General features: G+C 58.4%; 20 protein-coding genes and 1 tRNA gene. 15 read left to right on the top strand and 6 right to left on the bottom strand.

The window, feature by feature from the left end:
- Positions 1 to 243 precede the first annotated feature (243 nt).
- The 12 genes from P0D96_RS26630 (at position 244) to P0D96_RS26575 (ending at position 8,592) form a co-directional block, all read left to right on the top strand.
- Positions 244 to 540: a hypothetical protein gene (locus P0D96_RS26630; RefSeq protein ID WP_408316328.1), complete on the top strand. Its 297-nt coding sequence runs from the start codon at positions 244 to 246 to the stop codon at positions 538 to 540.
- Positions 541 to 543: 3 nt separating this feature from the next.
- A complete protein-coding gene (locus P0D96_RS26625; protein WP_408316326.1) occupies positions 544 to 819 on the top strand; it encodes a hypothetical protein in 276 nt (91 codons plus the stop codon).
- Between the two features lie 904 nt (positions 820 to 1,723).
- Entirely contained in the window at positions 1,724 to 2,311 is a 588-nt protein-coding gene (locus tag P0D96_RS26620) for a recombinase family protein (RefSeq protein ID WP_408316324.1), read from the top strand.
- A 75-nt stretch (positions 2,312 to 2,386) separates the two neighbouring features.
- Positions 2,387 to 2,614 carry a helix-turn-helix domain-containing protein gene (locus P0D96_RS26615; RefSeq protein WP_408316322.1) on the top strand — a complete coding sequence of 76 codons (228 nt, stop codon included), beginning with the start codon at positions 2,387 to 2,389 and terminating at the stop codon, positions 2,612 to 2,614.
- 74 nt (positions 2,615 to 2,688) lie between these two features.
- Positions 2,689 to 2,835 (top strand): hypothetical protein, encoded by a 147-nt coding sequence (locus tag P0D96_RS26610; RefSeq protein WP_408316320.1) that lies wholly within the window; start codon positions 2,689 to 2,691, stop codon positions 2,833 to 2,835.
- A 54-nt stretch (positions 2,836 to 2,889) separates the two neighbouring features.
- Positions 2,890 to 3,375: a hypothetical protein gene (locus tag P0D96_RS26605; protein WP_408316318.1), complete on the top strand. Its 486-nt coding sequence runs from the start codon at positions 2,890 to 2,892 to the stop codon at positions 3,373 to 3,375.
- A 348-nt stretch (positions 3,376 to 3,723) separates the two neighbouring features.
- Positions 3,724 to 4,233, top strand: coding sequence for a hypothetical protein (locus P0D96_RS26600; RefSeq protein WP_408316316.1), 510 nt, complete (start codon positions 3,724 to 3,726; stop codon positions 4,231 to 4,233).
- Positions 4,234 to 4,264: 31 nt separating this feature from the next.
- A complete protein-coding gene (locus P0D96_RS26595) occupies positions 4,265 to 4,807 on the top strand; it encodes a virion core protein, T7 gp14 family (protein WP_408316314.1) in 543 nt (180 codons plus the stop codon).
- 243 nt (positions 4,808 to 5,050) lie between these two features.
- Positions 5,051 to 5,611, top strand: a complete 561-nt coding sequence (locus P0D96_RS26590; protein WP_408316312.1) for a hypothetical protein — start codon at positions 5,051 to 5,053, stop codon at positions 5,609 to 5,611.
- Positions 5,608 to 6,336, top strand: a complete 729-nt coding sequence (locus P0D96_RS26585; protein ID WP_408316310.1) for a hypothetical protein — start codon at positions 5,608 to 5,610, stop codon at positions 6,334 to 6,336. The genes P0D96_RS26590 and P0D96_RS26585 overlap by 4 nt, the downstream gene beginning before the upstream one ends.
- 81 nt (positions 6,337 to 6,417) lie before the next feature.
- A complete protein-coding gene (locus tag P0D96_RS26580) occupies positions 6,418 to 7,680 on the top strand; it encodes a hypothetical protein (RefSeq protein ID WP_408316308.1) in 1,263 nt (420 codons plus the stop codon).
- Positions 7,681 to 7,929: 249 nt separating this feature from the next.
- Entirely contained in the window at positions 7,930 to 8,592 is a 663-nt protein-coding gene (locus P0D96_RS26575) for a hypothetical protein (RefSeq protein ID WP_408316306.1), read from the top strand.
- A 59-nt stretch (positions 8,593 to 8,651) separates the two neighbouring features.
- Here the strand turns inward: P0D96_RS26575 and P0D96_RS26570 are convergent, their stop codons facing one another.
- The 5 genes from P0D96_RS26570 to hemN form a co-directional block, all read right to left on the bottom strand.
- On the bottom strand, positions 8,652 to 9,638 hold the full coding sequence (locus P0D96_RS26570; RefSeq protein WP_408316304.1) for a site-specific integrase: 987 nt from the start codon (positions 9,636 to 9,638) through the stop codon (positions 8,652 to 8,654).
- Positions 9,639 to 9,954: 316 nt separating this feature from the next.
- The gene (locus P0D96_RS26565; RefSeq protein ID WP_408316302.1) at positions 9,955 to 10,818 is read right to left on the bottom strand and encodes a hypothetical protein; all 864 of its coding nucleotides are present in this window, start codon (positions 10,816 to 10,818) and stop codon (positions 9,955 to 9,957) included.
- A gap of 98 nt (positions 10,819 to 10,916) precedes the next feature.
- Positions 10,917 to 12,317 (bottom strand): phage integrase, encoded by a 1,401-nt coding sequence (locus tag P0D96_RS26560; RefSeq protein WP_408316300.1) that lies wholly within the window; start codon positions 12,315 to 12,317, stop codon positions 10,917 to 10,919.
- Positions 12,318 to 12,402: 85 nt separating this feature from the next.
- Positions 12,403 to 12,487, bottom strand: a tRNA-Leu gene (locus P0D96_RS26555).
- A gap of 106 nt (positions 12,488 to 12,593) precedes the next feature.
- Positions 12,594 to 13,979, bottom strand: coding sequence for an oxygen-independent coproporphyrinogen III oxidase (gene hemN, locus P0D96_RS26550; RefSeq protein ID WP_408316298.1), 1,386 nt, complete (start codon positions 13,977 to 13,979; stop codon positions 12,594 to 12,596).
- Between the two features lie 224 nt (positions 13,980 to 14,203).
- Here hemN and P0D96_RS26545 point away from each other — a divergent pair, with 224 nt between their 5' ends.
- The 3 genes from P0D96_RS26545 to P0D96_RS26535 all read left to right on the top strand — a co-directional run bounded on the left by P0D96_RS26545 (position 14,204) and on the right by P0D96_RS26535 (position 16,151).
- Positions 14,204 to 14,539, top strand: coding sequence for a YkgJ family cysteine cluster protein (locus P0D96_RS26545; RefSeq protein WP_408316296.1), 336 nt, complete (start codon positions 14,204 to 14,206; stop codon positions 14,537 to 14,539).
- 100 nt (positions 14,540 to 14,639) lie between these two features.
- Positions 14,640 to 15,233, top strand: coding sequence for a DUF1439 domain-containing protein (locus tag P0D96_RS26540; protein ID WP_132373420.1), 594 nt, complete (start codon positions 14,640 to 14,642; stop codon positions 15,231 to 15,233).
- Between the two features lie 81 nt (positions 15,234 to 15,314).
- Positions 15,315 to 16,151 (top strand): undecaprenyl-diphosphate phosphatase, encoded by an 837-nt coding sequence (locus tag P0D96_RS26535; protein WP_132373421.1) that lies wholly within the window; start codon positions 15,315 to 15,317, stop codon positions 16,149 to 16,151.
- A gap of 81 nt (positions 16,152 to 16,232) precedes the next feature.
- Here P0D96_RS26535 and trmB read toward each other — a convergent pair whose 3' ends face one another.
- Positions 16,233 to 17,015, bottom strand: coding sequence for a tRNA (guanosine(46)-N7)-methyltransferase TrmB (trmB, locus tag P0D96_RS26530; protein WP_408179770.1), 783 nt, complete (start codon positions 17,013 to 17,015; stop codon positions 16,233 to 16,235).
- Between the last annotated feature and the right edge of the window lie 444 nt (positions 17,016 to 17,459).

The following is a 17,459-nucleotide window of genomic DNA, read 5'->3' as shown; positions in this document are numbered from 1 at the left end:
GCGGCCCAGAAACGACAAACCCCGCGAGCAGCATGCGCTGGCGGGGTTCGAGGAAATACGGAAACAGCGGTCTTTCGAATTCGTTGGTGCCCAGGGCCGGACTCTAGGAATCGAATCTCAGCCCGCAAAGCCTTACTGGACAGTGTGTTGATGTGGCCGGTTTTTTGAAGTTACCACGGATGTTACCACGCTGCGCTCGTCAGTGTTTATGGCATTATTGCTTGGCACAGAACGGGGAGTGATATGCGAAAGACCACTGGAGTAGTCATGGTTGGCTGCCGCAACATGAGCTTTGAAGAAAGCACATTTGAGGGCACAGACCGTGGTATCGACATGGTGGATTGCGAGAAGGTTAATGTCAGCTCATCTGCTTTCGTAGATGTCACCACCCCCATCCGGGCGCTTCGAGTAGATGGCTTCACTGCCCGTGACAACCAGCATCTAGAACAGCATCGAGCGACAACCTCCACGCCTGGCCGATTATCTTGCGCCGCTGGGCTGGTTCAGGAGTTTATTCGCTCCCTTAAGAAGAGGGGATGACTCGTGGCGATGTTTGAATTTGAAGATTCGAAGGGCCTGAAACTTGAGGGCAATTCGACAAGCAAAGATGAGCTGCTCAAAGCGAAGAACATTGAGGGTCTAACAGCCATCGCCAATGCCGCTGGAATCGCTCCTTTGCAACCACGGCCTACACGGTGGAAGCAATTCGTGAAGTGGCTATGGATTAACTGGCTAGCGCTGGTCATCGGCAGCGCGGCAGGATGTCTGGGCACCTTGGCAGCCCAGTGGTTGACCGCGCATTATCATTTGGCTCACTAGTAAGCTAGGCGTGGGCGGATGACTGGCTTCAGATGCGAACGCTACAGGCGTGCAAATGTTAGCCACAAAAATGTCTGGACCCATCTGATAAGGTCCCGCAGCGGAATTCCCCCCGGTGGCCCTCCCGTTTCCACGCATGGGCATCGTCACGCGCAGCCCCTTGTACGCGCATCAGGTGACACGCGCGATACCTTGACGCGCGCGCGCGCATCTCGTTAGCGGAATCAGTACGGCAGCCAGTCAAGCTGGTTGCATCTCTGGACATGAGTGAGTGCATCGCCTCCGCAAGTTCGCATACATGCTGAGACATCAACAGCTCCATTGCAGGCTGCAATGCATCTGTCAGTCGAGGCTATGACGCTTGTTTGGTCCTGCTTCGCTTGGGCATTAGCCGTGGCAATCGGGAGCGGGTCCAGATGGCCTAGGCGGGGCAGTAGATATCGCTGAAGCCTCCCAGCCCGCTCTTGGCTGCTAGCAAGTAGCTGTTGAACCATCCGCACACCCTGTGCGGTCATCGTGGGCTTTGCCTGATCATCGCTCAGGGCTTGTCGATACATACCGATATCGGCGTTGGCGAGCGTCAGGCAATAGGCTGCTCTGAGGTCTGTATCGCTGGGCAACTCTTGCGCTTTGGCCGCGCCGCGCCCGATGAACAGTGCCATCGCTGTTATTGCAGCTACTCTCCACATCGCTATCCCCAAGTAGAGTCTGTTTGTTTTCGCATAGGGCGGGGGCACTCCACTTATCCACCCGGTAAGTGGTTGTCGGTAGGCTCTGCGTCAACTTGAATGTCCAAAAGCGTTCGGTTTCGTACAGGGGTTCATAGGGCTGTACGAAAATAGGCTTGTAAACATTTCGGACATACTCTAATATTCGGACATCTCTTTCGTACAGGGTTTCCGATATGTCCCGTGTCTTTGCTTATTGCCGTGTGTCCACAACGGACCAGACCACTGAGAACCAACGCCTTGAGATTGAGCGTGCTGGCTTCTCCATCGACAAGCGCCGCATCGTTGAGGAGTCTATCAGCGGTTCGGTAGCCGCCTCTGAGCGCCCAGGCTTTACCCGCCTGATGGACCGCATGGAATCGGGTGACATCCTTGTGGTGACCAAGCTTGACCGGCTAGGCCGCAATGCGATGGATGTGCGTGCAACCGTTGAGGCGCTGACTGGGCTGGGTGTGAAGGTGCACTGCCTTGCATTGGGCGGTGTTGACCTGACCAGTGCTGCTGGGCGGATGACCATGCAAGTGCTCAACGCCGTGGCTGAATTTGAACGGGACCTGCTGATTGAGCGAACCAACGCGGGTATCAGCCGCGCCAAAGCTGAGGGCAAGCAGTTCGGTAGGCCGTCAGCGCTAAGCAGCGAACAGCAAGCGGAAGTGTCCCGTAGGCTGGCCCAAGGGGATGCGGTTGCAGCTCTGGCGCGTGACTTCAACACGAGCCGCCAGACCATCATGAGACTCCGGGAGAAGGCCACAGCGGTGGAGTAATGTGGGCATAACGCGTGACAGCGGTTTACCGCAGCGCGTAAACTTTTGGTTCCATAACGACAATCAAAAGCAGCCATGAGCGAAATCACGCAACCCTCACCCGCAGAAGTGCGCCAGCTACTTGAGGACTCGGGGATGAGCCGCGAGCAGTTTGCTGAACTGGTCCATGTGTCGAAGCTGACCATCCACAAATGGGTGCTGCCCGAGGGGAACCAGAACCACAGGGGCATCCCGCTCGCAGCTTGGGAGCTCTTGCTTCTCAAACTCGGCAAGCATCCTTCGAAGAAACTGGTTGACGCGTAACCCATTGGGTTATTAGAATTACCTCACTGTGTGGCGAGCATCCAGCAAGCCCCGTTACCTGATAAGGTCAAAACATGTTCGACTTCAGTATCACCACCAAATTCTTCAGCATCGAATTCCAAGACCAAGCCTTTTATCTCCGCATCATGCGTCGAGAGCTCACCTGGATTCACCCTGACCGTGGTTATGGCCGTGGCTTCATGGGGTTCGATATTTCCTAAGCCTCCCAGCAGTGCCCCAACAGAAGCGCCCTCCGGTAATCGGTCGGCGCTTTTTTGTTTCCCCTCACGTCAGCAGTAGTAACCCGTGGCCAGCGCGCCTGGGGCCGCATCAAGGCAACCGCAGCAGAACAGCGCCAGCTCTGGAAGGAGGTGGGTGAGGCGCTGATGGTGGGGCGCTCGGAACACCCTACGGACAACAACAAGTTCGGTGAGTGGTGTGCGGCTAACGGTTTTGGTGATGTTGAACGCCACGACCGGGCCGATGCGATGTGGCTGGCTGAGAACTGGTGGGGGTTGGGTGATTGTCCTCCAACCCTCAGCCATCCCCACGCTGTGCGCCGCTGGATGAGGAAGCAGCAGGCCGACACACCACCTTCACCTGAAGTTGACCTCTCAACCTCCCCAGCGCCCCGCCAGCGCATCTCTATCGAGACCGCCAAAAAGGTCAACAAGCTGGCCTCTATGGCTGAGAGCGGAGAAGGGCAGGAGCAGCAGACCGCGAAGAAGTACCTGAAGAAGCAGGCTGAGCTATTCACTTGACTGGGCGGCGTCAGTCGTGTATCACGCGCACGCTCGTACTTGATTAGCAAGTTGCTAAACCCTGACTCACGCACTAGCTGCGGAATTTCCTCACTGTTTTTGATGGTAGGTTTTCGAGTGTTGATTCACTTCTTCTCCATGCTGGTCATTGCCTATGCAGCGCTGAGCGCCTGTTCGGATCACCGGCTGGTTCTCCTGCTCGCCCTGGTGCGTTGACAGGTTGGACGAAAGCAGCCCGTTAGCGCCGCTCTAATCGCGCTTTCCGTTCCTCGCACCTCTTTCACCCGCTTCCATGCTCTTCACGGGCAGGGCTGGTCGCGTCTATCCATCGCCCACATAAGGACCCTTATGAACCCCTCAACAACATCCTTCACCTGGCCGCCAGTGTCACCCTCAGGCCCCATCAGCTACCGCAGAGCAACCCTTGAAGATGCCACAGCGCTGGCCCCCAATCTGCGCAAGGCAGACCTCGCTGAGATGGCGCTAGCCTGGAGCGGGACCCCAGAAGCCCGCCTTCAGGAATCCATCCGCGCATCGTCGGAAGCGTGGGCAGCGCTGCTTGATGGCGAAGTCATTGCGCTGTTTGGTCTAGTGCCGTATTCATGCGCCTCAGCGCCGTGGATGCGCTGCGCCGATGCGGTTGAAGATCACCCGCGCCAGTTGCTTGAGGCTGCCCGCGCGTGGCTGGCAAGCGTCAGCAATCCCGAAGTGCCACTTATCAATGCAGTGGACAGCAAGAACCGTCCAGCCATTCGGTTGATTGAGCGTCTCGGTTTTACGGTTGGCGGTTTCGTGCCGAACTTTGGCGCTGAGCCGGATAGGTTCCGCGTCTTCTTCATGGGAGCCATCCATGTGTGACCCCACTGGCGTCTCAGAGTCAACGCTAATCATGATGGCCATCTCTGCGGCCAGTGCTGCGGCCAGCGCCGTTGAAGCCAAGAACATGGCAGACCGCCAGAGCGAAGCAGCACAGAAGGCGTATGACTCTGATGTGATGCAGACGAAGAATGAGATGGCTCAGGAGACTCAGCAGGCTTCCTCGCAGATGTCTGAGCGAGCTCGCCAGGCGATGGTTGAGACTGGCCACCTCCAGGCCCTTGCGAATGAATCAGGGACCAACGGCGGGGGCAGTAACGACCGCGTAACCAACGAAGCAAACTTCAATGCTGGGCAGGACATGGCAACTATGGAAGCCAATGCATCCTCAGCTCAGCGCCAGCTCGTCAATCAGCTCAACGGTAGCTACTCTCAGGCGGTCTCTCGGGATGCGAGCATCCAGCAGCCAAGCCTGATTGGAACCGGATTGCAGATTGCAAGCGGGGTGGGCAGTGCGTACACGCGCGGCGCTGCTGCTAAGGCACGGGCACAGGGCAGTGTTGCCGCTGATGGTTCTAACCAGTATGGCTTCGCTATGCCAGGTTCCACTAGCTGACCCAGGCAGCCCATCAGATGGACACGCGGAGCCCGTAGCGGGGCTCTGATGGGTCCCTTGGGGCATCCGCCGTATTGCTTCCGTGTTTGCTTGCTTCTCTGTCTCCGCCCCGTGGGGTACTACTTTCTAAGGAAATCAATCATGCGCTATTGCGCCGTATCAGATTGCGGACTCCCCGCTACAGGCCGGGGCCGATACTGCAACGCCCATAAGCGGACCATGCGCCGCCACGGACATCCCACGATGGCAGGCGTGACGATTACTGAACTTAAGCCTTACCGGGCTCGCGTGGCTGCTCGCATTAAGACCAACGCCAATAACCCCACTTGGGCCATCCTCCGCACCCGATGGGATGCCCTTGCGAGCTATTGCCGGGGATGTATCGAGCGGCGTAACGCGGGCGAGCCATATAACCGCTGGGAGTTCCGAGCGCATCAGGAGGTGGTCAAGCTGGCTGCTTACGTGAATGCTGATGAGCTCATGACAATGGTCTTATCGGTCTACCTGCTGAGAGTGGATAGGCCCCAGCGGTTCCGCTCTGATGATGCCTTCCTATTCCAGCTCGTGCGCCGCTGCATGCGGATGACCGATGTGAATGTGGGCGTGAGCTTCAACCATAGAATCGGGCGCAGTGTTCGTGTCTATCGAGAGTGCCCGCCACGGGTGATGGGCATGCTGGGTGACTACCTGATGGACGTGTTTGGGACCGCTGCGGCTCTAGTGGCGGAGCTTGAGACCGCCCATAAGCGTCAGGCTCAGGCCGACAAGGCAAGCCTGTATGCAGCGCTGGAGGCATTGCAATGACCACATCAATGCTGATGCCTTGGGAAGGGGAGGATGAGCTAGTCGAAGCAAAGGCCGCAGCGCTGGCCGTGAGCTGTGGTGAATCCGTTGCCATCCCAGCACCCATCAAGCTCAAGACTTCAGCTCCCAAGCCAGCCATTTGCAAGCCTTCAGACCTCCCCGAGCTGGGGGCATTCGTGCGCCGCTTGGGCTCGCTGAATAGCCTAATGATTTTCAAAGACCTGGTGACCGCTGGCTACTTGCTGAAGCGTGAGGGCCGCTATGCGACATGCAAAGCCACGGCTGGTGAGCCGGTCTATTTCATCAGCGCCACGGCATCAGATGGACGCCACCAGGTACACGTAACGCCAGCCGGTGAGGCTCTGCTGAGGGAGCTGAAGAGGGCGGGGAAGTTGACCAGGGCGAAGACCCTAAAGCCACTGACGGCAGCTCAGCGGGATCAACGGGCAATCAAACGGAAACAGGAGAAGGCAGATAGGGCGCTGAAGAAGGCTGAGGATGCCGCTGCGTTGGCCACCAGCAAGGCTGAAGCGTTGGCGAAGATGGAGCAGACCATCAAGACCAGCATTGCGAAGCGTGAAGCCGCCCGTGCGGTATGGCAGGAAGCAGGGCGGGCTCAGTACCGCCAATCTCAACAATCGAATCAATCAGGCGGAAGGGCAGTGAGTGAGGCGAAGGTTGCTGCGTCGAAACCTGCTGATAGCCAGCAGGCTAGTAAAGATTGAATCGGAATTCAAGGTGAAGATTCCCGCATGCCTGAATGCCTTCGCTGACGCGAGGGCTTTTCATTTTCTAAGGTAGATGCGATGACTGAGGAATTAGATGTATTCACAACGAAAGACCGGCATCTGAACAGCCACCGAGTGGCGCGAAGCGAGCAACTCATGACGTTCGTCCGGTCAATTGCTGCTGAGCTCGAAGCGTATGAGGTGTTTCTGGGGCTGCGAGCAAGAGCGCGTAAGCCAGGTGACCAGCGTGTCTTTGAGCGCCAAGTGGAGTGCTTGGTTTGCGAAGCGCTTCTCAGTGACTTGGTGCACCCGTGTGGTTGGGTGGCCGTGACCCGCTCCAAGCAAATCCTAGGGCACGCGAGCCGCTATTATTCGTCGGTCATGGGTAGGGCGCTGCCTTACATCATGGACCGCTTGGCGAGCCCGGAAATAGGCTTGCTGGAGGTAGTGCCGGGGATGGTCAACCCATTCGGTGGCGTCAACTCCCGAACCACTTACAGGGCCACGGATGGGCTGCTGGCGCGCGCTGCTGAACTAAATTTGACCTATGCCGATTTTGGCCGTGATGATGATGAGGAAGTGGTCATCCTCAAGGCTGAGAAACAGCGCGGGCAGAGTGCCCGGATTCCTTACGCTGACGATGAACGGACCAACGCGCTGCGAGCAGAGGTGCAGACCATCAATGCGTGGCTCGTTGGGGCTGACATCGAGCTGGCTGAAGACTTCCCAAGCGTGGACGCCAGTGACCGCAAGATGACCCGCAGTTTCAATAACGGGTCCTTCGGACACGGTGGAAGGGTCAACGGGGGATTCTGGCAAGGGATGACCAAGCCCCAGCGGCGTAGCATCCTGATTGATGGCTGTGAGACTGTGACCTTGGACTATAGGCAGATGGGACCATCCATCCACTATGGCCTGGCGGGCATCCCATTCAACGGCGATGCTTATGCCGTGCCGGGATACGAACGCCACCGTAGCGGCATCAAGCAGGTCTTCGGAGCGATGACCCACGCAGCACGCAAGTTCAATCGGCTGGATGACCTGGACATGAGCTCACTGCCTGCTGGCGTCAAGCTAACGGAGGTCTGCCGGGACATCGAGCGGCATCATGCGCCGATTGCTGACCGGTTCTATTGCCGTTCTGGGATGGAGGCTATGCGCACGGAGAGCGATATCATCGTGGCCGTGATGCTGGAGTTGCGACAGCGGGGCATCGTAGGGCTGCCAATCCATGATGCTGTTCTAGTGAGTGAAGACCAGGCAGACCAAGCTGAGGAAGTAATGCTTGCAATGTTCACCCAGCACACGGGTAATACCGTGGCAGTGAGCAGGGAGTGTTGAGAGGTAGCCAGCACGGAGCCCAGTGGGCTATGTTCAGTTCATCTTCAGGGAGCCCACTGGTTACCCTGCTGGTGTTCTCTCTTTGTTGGTGGCGGTGTGGGAGGGTGCATGCTAGCCACTGCCAGTGCATTGCTACCAGCTCAGCTCTGTATCTTAAGTATATTGATCCGGGGCTCCATAAGAGGGGCTCGTAAGCCGCAGTTTGCAATACGCTTTGCCGACACGTTGCTATTGATAATCGGGTGACCTATGGCCGTAAAAGTATTTGTGAGCGTTGGGCGCACATCGACCCCAGAACAGGAGCAGCACGTCGAACGGATTTTCGGCTTGCTCCGTACGCAAGGTTTGGACCCCTGTTGTGTCGGGCGAACGTCATTTTCTTCAAAGAGCCCACTGACACAAATACGCGATGAGATGAAGACATGTTCTGGCGTCGTAATCATCGCGTTCGAAAGGTTATTGATTGATTCAGGAACTGAACGAAGAGGTTCGCCCGATGCGGTCAAGCTGGTCGATCAGAAGCTACCCACAGTGTGGAATCAAATCGAAGCCGCTATGGCATACGTTCAGGATAAGCCTTTGCTAGTACTTGTTGAGCGGGGGCTTCGCCTTGAGGGACTGCTGGAGTCGAACTATGACTGGTTCGTCCATCAGATGGCACTGACCAGCGAGTCTGTTGCTTCGAACGAACTCCTGGGACGGTTCACGGATTGGAAGCGCCGAGTTGAGGAGTTGGCCAGTAATCCCAGCAAAGCGGCTGCGGCGAGCGACGTTGAAAAGATTACTCTTGGTCAACTTATCAGTTCACTGACTTTGAAGCAGTTATGGGGGGCGGGCTCTGCAATTCTGGTGTTTCTCGGGGCTTTGATTACGCTTTCCGCGAAGTTTGGGCCGCAGTTCTTGGGGCATTGAAACTGCTCCGGTAAGCGCCAAGGCTATTGAGATCAGAAATGATTTCTGACCGACATTGCTCACCCCAGCCTTGCCAGCAAACCCCTAGGGTCCAGATGCGTGTACCGCTTGAGCATCTGAAGAGTCTTGTGGCCGCTCACGGTGGCGGCCTCCATCATGTTGAATCCCTTCTCGAAGAGCCGGGAGACAGCCTCATGGCGTAGGTCGTGGAAGCGGAGGTTCGGCAGCTCGCATTCAGTCCTTGCGGTGGTGAAGCGCTTCGTGATCCAGTTCTCATGGACACTGAATAGCGGGCCGGTCTTGGCTGATGGCAAGGTTCGCAAGGACGCAATGGCACGGCTGGACAGCGGCACAGTCCGGGGTGTGCCGTTCTTGGTATCGGGCAGATAGGCGAGTTGCTGATGTAGGTCCACGTTTTCCCAGAGCAGGTTCAGCAGCTCACCCCGGCGCATCGCAGTCTCGATGGCCAAGACCAACATGGTTTTGAACAGTGGGTTGTCTGTGCGGTCACACCACGCCATTAGCGCTTCGAACTCCCCAGGCCTCAATCGGCGGTCTCTCTGCCCGCCTAACGGTGCCCTGCGCATGGCCTTCCGTGGGTTGCTGAGGAACTCCAGCCCCCAGTCCGCGCGCGCTACTTCGAACAGATGAGAGATAAGCGCCAGCTCAAGCCGGATGGTGTTCGGCTTTCGACCCAGCTCCAGCCTGATACGTTGATGCTGGGATAGGTCAGCGCCGCTGATGTCACGGAGGGGTTTATCTGCCAGCGGATGGCGCAGCCAGCAGGCAATGCGTTTGAACTCTTGATGCCAACTTTTTTTGTGGGCGGCAACTTCGGTTTTATACCGTAGCAGGGCTTCCCTGAGCGTCATCGCTGCGTCAGCGGGCTTGTGCTCGCCCATGAGTTCGCCCAGCTCCCGCTCTCGGAACGATGCCCATAGCGTGGCGTCTTCGAGTTTATCGAAGGAGTGAGTCTCAATAGGGAATCCCATGACACGTACCACTGCCTGGAATCGTCCGTTCTTGCGTTTGCGAATGTTTGCCACGCTGCTCTCCTAAAGGTGGTTGGAGGCGGCACGGTAGCAACGGGGGAGGGTCTTGCGTAAGCCCCTAGGGTATAGTCGAAAACCGTTCACAGCACGGCAGCGATGCCCTTGTGGAACGCTTGATGGACGGGAATGTGTAGCGCAGTAGTAGCGCCAAAATTGGGCTGATAGCTCGGCCCTTCGGACGCTCACTCAGCTATCATCAGATGCCGCTCAGATGGGCGGTCGGTACGTCTAGATTTTGTACAAGTTTTGTCTACGAATTTCTTGGAGAACCCGTAACTACCTGATTTAAAACTGAAGGTTGAACCTGCCTTCAGAACGGGATTTCGTCGATTACGATGTCCAACATCAGCACAGTGTCGAAGTCGCCGCTAGATGTCGCAATCCGCAAAGCGATTTTCCCTTTTATGCGGTAGCTATCTTCCAGTTGCTCCCCTTTTGTGGCAAACGCCAGATGTCGTTCCATTTTTAGCTTGACCTGCGCCCAGCCTCCTTTTTGCAAGCGGCGCACGGGCGTAGTCAAGAAATGACGTTCACCAAAAGGTTGCAGGTCTGACACAGCAGACGGACATAGCTTGCCGTCTTGGTGTACCCTCCAGCCTTTCTTGCAGTACAGATACAGTGCTTCAATGTCTGGCGACACTTGCGGGGAGCTGTTTGACAGATCAATTTTCAGATTGACTTCCCCTTTGGCTGACCAAGAAGTCTTTTCAAGAAGGCCGCTAGGCTCTTGCAGCGTAACCTTTATGCGGCTATCACGTAGCCGTTCAACCTCGCCCTTTGCCCACAAAAGGTCAGTCTTGAGGCCCTTGCGCAACTTGGTTACCGAGCCGCTGTAGACGATATGCCGGTGATGCTTTAAGTCGAAAGGAATGTCGCTCGTGTCCGAGGTTAGGAGGATGCAAAGCTTTCCCTTTGCGTGGGCATAGCCGACCTCGTAGAACACGTTAGGATTCTTGCCTGACATGTCGGCGATAATCACATCGGCTAAGTCAATCTGCCGATATATCCGCTCCAACATGCTCTCTTGGTAAATCTGCTCGTCAACGCGCTCCGCGATGAACCCGAGCTGAACCGCCGTTTCTTTGATTCCCAACTGATAGATATCATCGAACGCCTTATCGAAAGGCATGAGAACAAACGCAAACGGTTTGAGGGGGTCAGTTGTAGCTGTCATCGGCCTTAGTTGAATTTGGACTGGTCGCGCCTTGGGCGCCCAATTGTAGGGTGAAACGGCGTCTCTATCTCAAAAAAGACACGCGTGTCCAAGGCCAGTCAAACTTCCGTGTCTCCAGCGTGGCCCCGAATTTCCCCGCACGCCACGACTTTCTCCAACCACTGCCGTTTGATGCGCAGGCTGTAACCCTTGCCATAGCCAGCGGCTTCCCCTTTAATCGCCCACCCCCCAATCGAATGGCGAACCTCAGTAGGGCAGGCGACCTCACGCAGGCGGTCAGCCATCGTATGCCTGAACTCGTGTGCTGTGTGGTCCCACTTGTTGGCTCTCAGCCATCCGTTCACCGTAGCCGATGCTCCATCAGCGTTGCAGCCTTCTTCATCCGATGTGTATCTTGGGAAGGCGAATTTTTGATTTGCTTTTGCCATCTCTTTTACCCGCTTGGCTGCCCATAGCGAATGGCCAAGCAGGGGCACCTCTCGCTCGCTTGAGCTGCCAGCGCCGCCCTTTACGGTTCGCCAAGGCTGTTCTTTTATTACGATGTGGGGCACGGGCGCATCCAGAACAATCTCACGCAGCGTCAGCCCAGCAACTTCAGCAATACGAGCGCCTGTATCCGATAGCATCGCAATCAGCCAGCGAATATCGTCATCAGCCTCCCTGCACTTGGCTTGGACAGCTACCAGCTCAGCGGGGTCGAACGGGACGCGTTCCTTGGTATCTTTGCCTTCACCGGCAATCTGTAGCGACTCGAAGGGATTGGTACGCGTCAGCTCCTTCTCTTTGATGTAGGAGGCAAAGACCGCATTGATGGTGCTGAGCCTTCTTCGAACCGTGCCAGTCTTGAGCCCTGCATCTAGCTGGCTCTGCACATACTTGTGGGCATCTTCACGGGTCGTCTTGTCCACTGGCTTATCGCCAATCGCATCCGTTAGGGTCTTGAATGCTGCGCGAGAAAAAGACGTGAAGTTGGTTTCGTCCCGCTTCTTATGGTGGCTGATGTACAGCTCAAGGGCGTCGCTAAGAGAATCCCTCAAGGTTCCGGCTGCCATCTGCATGGCAGTTGACTCGACCATCGTCAGGTACTCACTTCCGCTGGCTTCCCGATATACCTTCTCATCGCCATCGGCGTGAGCTTCCCGCTTTTTCTCCAAGTGGTCATGGAGCAACTGAAGGGCAGTCTCGGTGATCTCGTCGCGCGCTGTTCCAGGCACGATGCCCCATGAGGCCAGGAAAGCCTCAGCATGCTTGCGGGTAGCCTTGAGGGAGGAATCAGGATCAGCCCTCAGCATCCGCCAGTCCTCTTCGAACTGCGCGTTGAGCGCGTCAATCTTCCGCGCTGCCAAGGCAACGTCAGAGGTCTTGAGGTTGATCTTTACGAGCTTCTTACCGTAGTGCTGCTGGAGGTCGCGCGGAATGGGCCGCTGGAAATAGAAGGTATTTCCACGTTGGTAGCTGTGCTTCAAGATGAGCGTGAGTGCGCCTAGGCGTATCTGCATGATGGTAACTACCACATAAGTTACCACAGAAACACGCCCGGATAAGCCGGGGAGGCTTGCTGCGTAAGGCTTTGCTGAAGATTGCTGGTGCCCAGGGCCGGAATCGAACCGGCACGCCTTGCGGCGGGGGATTTTGAGTCCCCTGCGTCTACCAATTTCACCACCTGGGCAGGTCTTGCAGCGCACGCGTCAGAAGCTGGCGCGCGGCGAAGACGCAGATTATGGCCGAAAATTCGACGACGGGCAAGCCAGTTGCTTTCGTCCGCCTCAAGGCCTTCAAACCGTGCGGGAAAATCGTTCGAGTGTCTGCTGGCCGAGATACCGATCGAACACCATCGCGATGTTGCGCACCAGCATGCGTCCGGCCATCCGCACTTCAAGCTTGTCCGCTGCGAGCGACACCAGGCCGTCCTGCTCGAAGCCGTGCAAACGCTCCAGCTCCGGCTCGAACGTCTCGGCGAAGTGGATGCCATAAGCCGCTTCGAATTCGTCGAAGCGCAATTCCAGGTTGCACATGAGTTGCGTGATCACGTCGCGGCGCAGACGGTCGTCGGCGGAAAGGCGCACGCCGCGTGCGATGGCGAGCTTGCCAGCATCGATCGCCGCGGCGTAGCCCGGCAGATCCTTGATGTTCTGCGCGTACACGTCGCCGACTTTGCCGATCGACGATGCGCCGAAGCCGATCAGATCGCATTCAGCCCGCGTGCTATAGCCCTGGAAATTACGGTGCAAGGTTCGTTGCGCTTGCGCGCGCGCGAGTTCGTCCGTGGGCAGCGCGAAGTGATCCATGCCGATGTACACATAACCCGCGCCCGTCAGACGTTCGACCACGCGCTGCAGGATCGCGAGTCGCACTTGGGGCGAAGGCAGCGTGGCAGTGTCCATCTGACGTTGCATCTTGAAGAGCTGCGGCATGTGCGCATAGGCAAACACCGAGAGACGATCGGGCGCGAGCGCGAGCATCGTGTCGAGCGTACGGCTGAAGTTCTCGACCGTTTGATGCGGCAGTCCGTAAATCAGATCGACGCCGATCGAGTGAAAGCCGGTGTCGCGCGCGGCCTGCATCACCGAGGCGGTCATCTCGAGCGGTTGAATGCGGTTGATTGCCTGCTGCACGACCGGATCGAAGTCCTGCACGCCAAGGCTCAGCCGATTGAAACCCAGCTTCCGCAGATGCGCGATGGTCTCAGGCGATGCTTCGCGCGGATCGACTTCGATCGAATATTCGGCGTCAGCATCGGGCAGCAGCGTGAAGTGCTCTCGCGTGGCGGCCATCAACTCGGCTGTTTCGTCGTGCGACAGAAAAGTCGGCGTGCCGCCGCCCCAGTGCAATTGCGACACCGGACGCCGCGTGTCGAAACATGCCGCCTGCAGAGCCATTTCGCGTTTCAGCCGCTCGAGGTACGGACGCGCATGGGCGCGGTTTTTCGTGGCGACCTTATTGCAACCGCAGTAGAAGCACACGGTGTCGCAAAACGGAATGTGGAAGTACAGCGAGAGATCCGTGGCCGACGCGCCCGGGTCGGCGGCGGCGCGCAAATAGTCGGCGGGATCGAAGTTGTCGCGGAACTGCAGGGCGGTCGGATAGGACGTATACCGTGGGCCGTTCGCACTGTACTTGGCGAGCAGGTCAGGGCGGAACAGCATGCTGGCGATGGACATGAAGGACTCGACGGCTGGCGGGCGGCCATCGAGGAAGAAGCGGACCGCCGCGGTTCGCGCGATCGGATCGAACCGCGCGGACGCCTCTTGAGCATGGCCTTTCGGATCCTACGAGTTTACGTGAGCGGGCATTCGCCCGATTGCGTAAAAAGGTCGCACGGAATGCGATGGCACAATGCGGGTCTGATAGTGCGTTGCCCGTCTTCGGGTTCAGGAAAAATGTCGTGAGTGATGTGTCGAACAGCGCCGTGAAGCGCGAGTCTCCGTTCCACGTGGCCGGTCACGCGTGCCGCCCCGATTGCGGCGCGTGCTGTATTGCGCCGTCGATTTCGAGTCCGATTCCGGGCATGCCGAACGGCAAGCCGGCGGGCGTGCGCTGCGCGCAACTCGGCGACGATCTGCGCTGCGCGATCTTCGGCCAGCCGGAGCGACCGGCGTGCTGTTCCGGTCTGCAACCGCAGATGGAAATGTGCGGCACGAACCGCGGCGAGGCCCTCGCGTGGCTCATGCAGCTTGAAACGCAAACTCAACCGCACGCGCAAACGGTGGCTCGCTGCTAACGCGCGCAAGCGAATCGCTGCAAGCCGCAAACTGCAAACCACAAGCCGAAAACAAACAACGCAATCGCATGCCCGTACAAGTTTCCACAGGAGATTTCGCATGACTCGACCCGCTGCGCCGGCCCGGCGCCGCTTCCTGCTTGCCGCGCTGACAGGCTGTAGCGCGCTCGGCATCACCGTTTCGCTCGCAGCCTGCGCGACGTCGACTTTTCCGTTCATCCCCTCGCAGTACACGTTCTCGCGGCAACAGGTGCAGGACGCGGTGCAGCGCAAATTTCCCTATCAGCGTACGGTCTCGCAAGTGTTCGATGTCGCGCTCACCAACCCGGTGGTCGGCTTGCTGCCGGACGCGAACCGCGTCTCGGTGAAGCTCGACGCGCGCCTCGTAAGTCCCTTCATGCCGCAGCCGGTCGACGGCGTGTTCACGCTGTCGAGCGAACTAGCCTACGACGCCGCCAGCAAATCGGTCGTGCTCAAGTCGCCGAACGTCGACAACGTCAGCGTGAGCGGGCAGGCGCAGGCCTACACGCAGCAGATCAACGCTGCGGCGGCGGTGCTCGCCACGCAGTTGCTGACCAACTATCCGATCTACACCTTCAAGCCCGAACAATTGCAATTTGCCGGAGTGAATTACGAACCCGGTACAATCACCATCCTTACAAACGGCATACGCGTGCAGATCGTCGAAAAATGACGCGGCGCGCGGCCGGCAGGGCCGCGCGCTTTCCGTGCCGGCCCTGTGCGTTCCGACTATCTACAGCGATGAGGGGCACGGATGGACTGGCTATTGGCTTGCAAGGCGCTGATTCTGGGCGTCGTCGAAGGGTTGACGGAGTTTTTGCCCGTGTCGAGCACCGGGCATTTGATCGTCGCGGGCAGTCTGCTGAACTTCACCGATGAGCACGCGAAAACCTTCGATGTCGTGATCCAGCTCGGCGCGATTCTCGCGGTGTGCTGGGAATTTCGCCGCCGCATCGGCAGTGTGGTGTCCGGCTTGCCGAGCCGGCCGGATGCGCGCCGTTTCACGCTGAACGTGATCATCGCCACGATTCCGGCGATCGTGCTTGGCTTGCTGTTCGAAAAATCGATCAAGGCGGCGTTGTTCTCGCCGGTGCCGGTCGCGTTCGCGCTGGTGGCGGGCGGCGTCGTGATCCTGTGGGCGGAATCGCGTCAGCGCGCGCGCGGCGAGCCGGCGGCGCGTGTGCAGAGCGTGGACGACCTGAACGCGCTGGACGCGCTGAAAGTCGGCCTCGCGCAATGCTTCGCGCTGATTCCGGGCATGTCGCGCTCGGGTTCGACGATCATCGGCGGGATGCTGTTCGGTCTCGACCGGCGCGTCGCCACGGAGTTTTCCTTCTTCCTCGCGATTCCGATCATTTTCGGCGCGACCGGTTACGAGCTGTACAAAGACTGGCATGTGCTTTCCGTCGACGCGCTCGGCACCTTCGCGGTCGGTTTCGTGGCGGCCTTCGTCAGCGCTTTCGCCTGCGTGCGCTGGCTGTTGCGCTACATCGCCGCGCACGATTTCACCGCGTTTGCGTGGTATCGCATCGGCTTCGGACTGCTGATCCTGCTGGTCGGCTACAGCGGCGCGTTGAGCTGGACGGATTGAGCGCTTCCGTTTCGCACGATCCATGAGAAAAGGTCCGCATGTGCGGACCTTTTTTATTTGCCGGCCAACCTCGCTGCGCGCTTACGCAGCGCCGCGTTTGCGGAAGACCAGATCCCACACGCCGTGTCCGAGCCGCAGCCCACGGCGTTCGAACTTCGTCACCGGACGGTACTCCGGACGCGGCGCATAGCCGTCGGCGGTGTTTTCCAGCGCCGGATCGGCGCCCAGCACTTCGAGCATCTGTTCGGCGTAGTTCTGCCAGTCGGTCGCGCAATGCAGGTAGGCGCCGGGTTTCAGGCGCGATACCAGCAGCGCGACAAACTTCGGCTGGATCAGCCGGCGCTTGTGGTGGCGCGCCTTGTGCCACGGGTCTGGAAAGAAGATATGCACGCCGTCGAGGCTGTCTGGAGCGATCATCTGTTCGAGCACTTCGACGGCGTCGTGCTGAATGATGCGGATGTTCGCCACATTCTGTTCGCCCATCAGTTTCAGCAGTGCGCCGACGCCCGGCTCATGCACCTCGACGCCGAGGAAATCGTCGCCGGGACGGTGCGAGGCGATTTCAGCGGTTGTCGCTCCCATGCCGAAGCCGATTTCCAGCACGCGTGGCGCCTCGCGGCCGAATACGCTGTTCCAGTCGGGCTGCTGCGGAGCGAAGGGCACCACGAAGCGCGGGCCGAGTTCGTCCATGGCGCGGCGCTGGCCTGTCGAGACGCGGCCGGCGCGCGTGACAAAGCTGCGGATGCGGCGCCGATGCAGAGCTTCTTCTTGCGGCGCGTCGTCGCCGGCGGGCCGGTGTTCGGTTTCGCTGGAGGGCGTCGGGAGTTCGTCCGGCAGACCGGCGTCGTTTGGATCGTGGATCATCTTCGATGCTGCTACAAGGGTGAGGGCTTTCGCGGCAAGCCTCGCGTGCTGCACGGTGCCTGTCGATGCTCACGCGTTATGGGGCGCGAGCGCCGATCGGCACGGCTGGTGAGCACAAGGTTTACGGCTCGCTGCGCCGGGCTGCCGCTATGACAAAAAAGCCGCCTTCATGGAGGCGGCTCGTGCTGGATTCTGCTGAAGGCATCAGCAGGAAAGTGGAGCGGGCGTTGCAAGTGCGCGTAAGGTAGCACAACCGAAAAGGGCGCGTCCAGACGGACCGGGGACGACGGGGAGTATGAATGCGGGTGGGGATATTACATTTAAGTAACGCGGATGGCTGTGCAATTGATTTAATCGTTTTGTAAGGTATTTGCTTGGGCCGATTATCTGGATGAGAAACTAGCATCAGCAAGCGTTCGCATTTTCGCCGCCGGTCTTCCCGCG

The organism is Paraburkholderia sp. RL17-347-BIC-D (assembly GCF_046027915.1).
Classification (GTDB): Bacteria; Pseudomonadota; Gammaproteobacteria; order Burkholderiales; family Burkholderiaceae; genus Paraburkholderia.
This window is presented reverse-complemented; position numbering and strand designations above follow the sequence as displayed.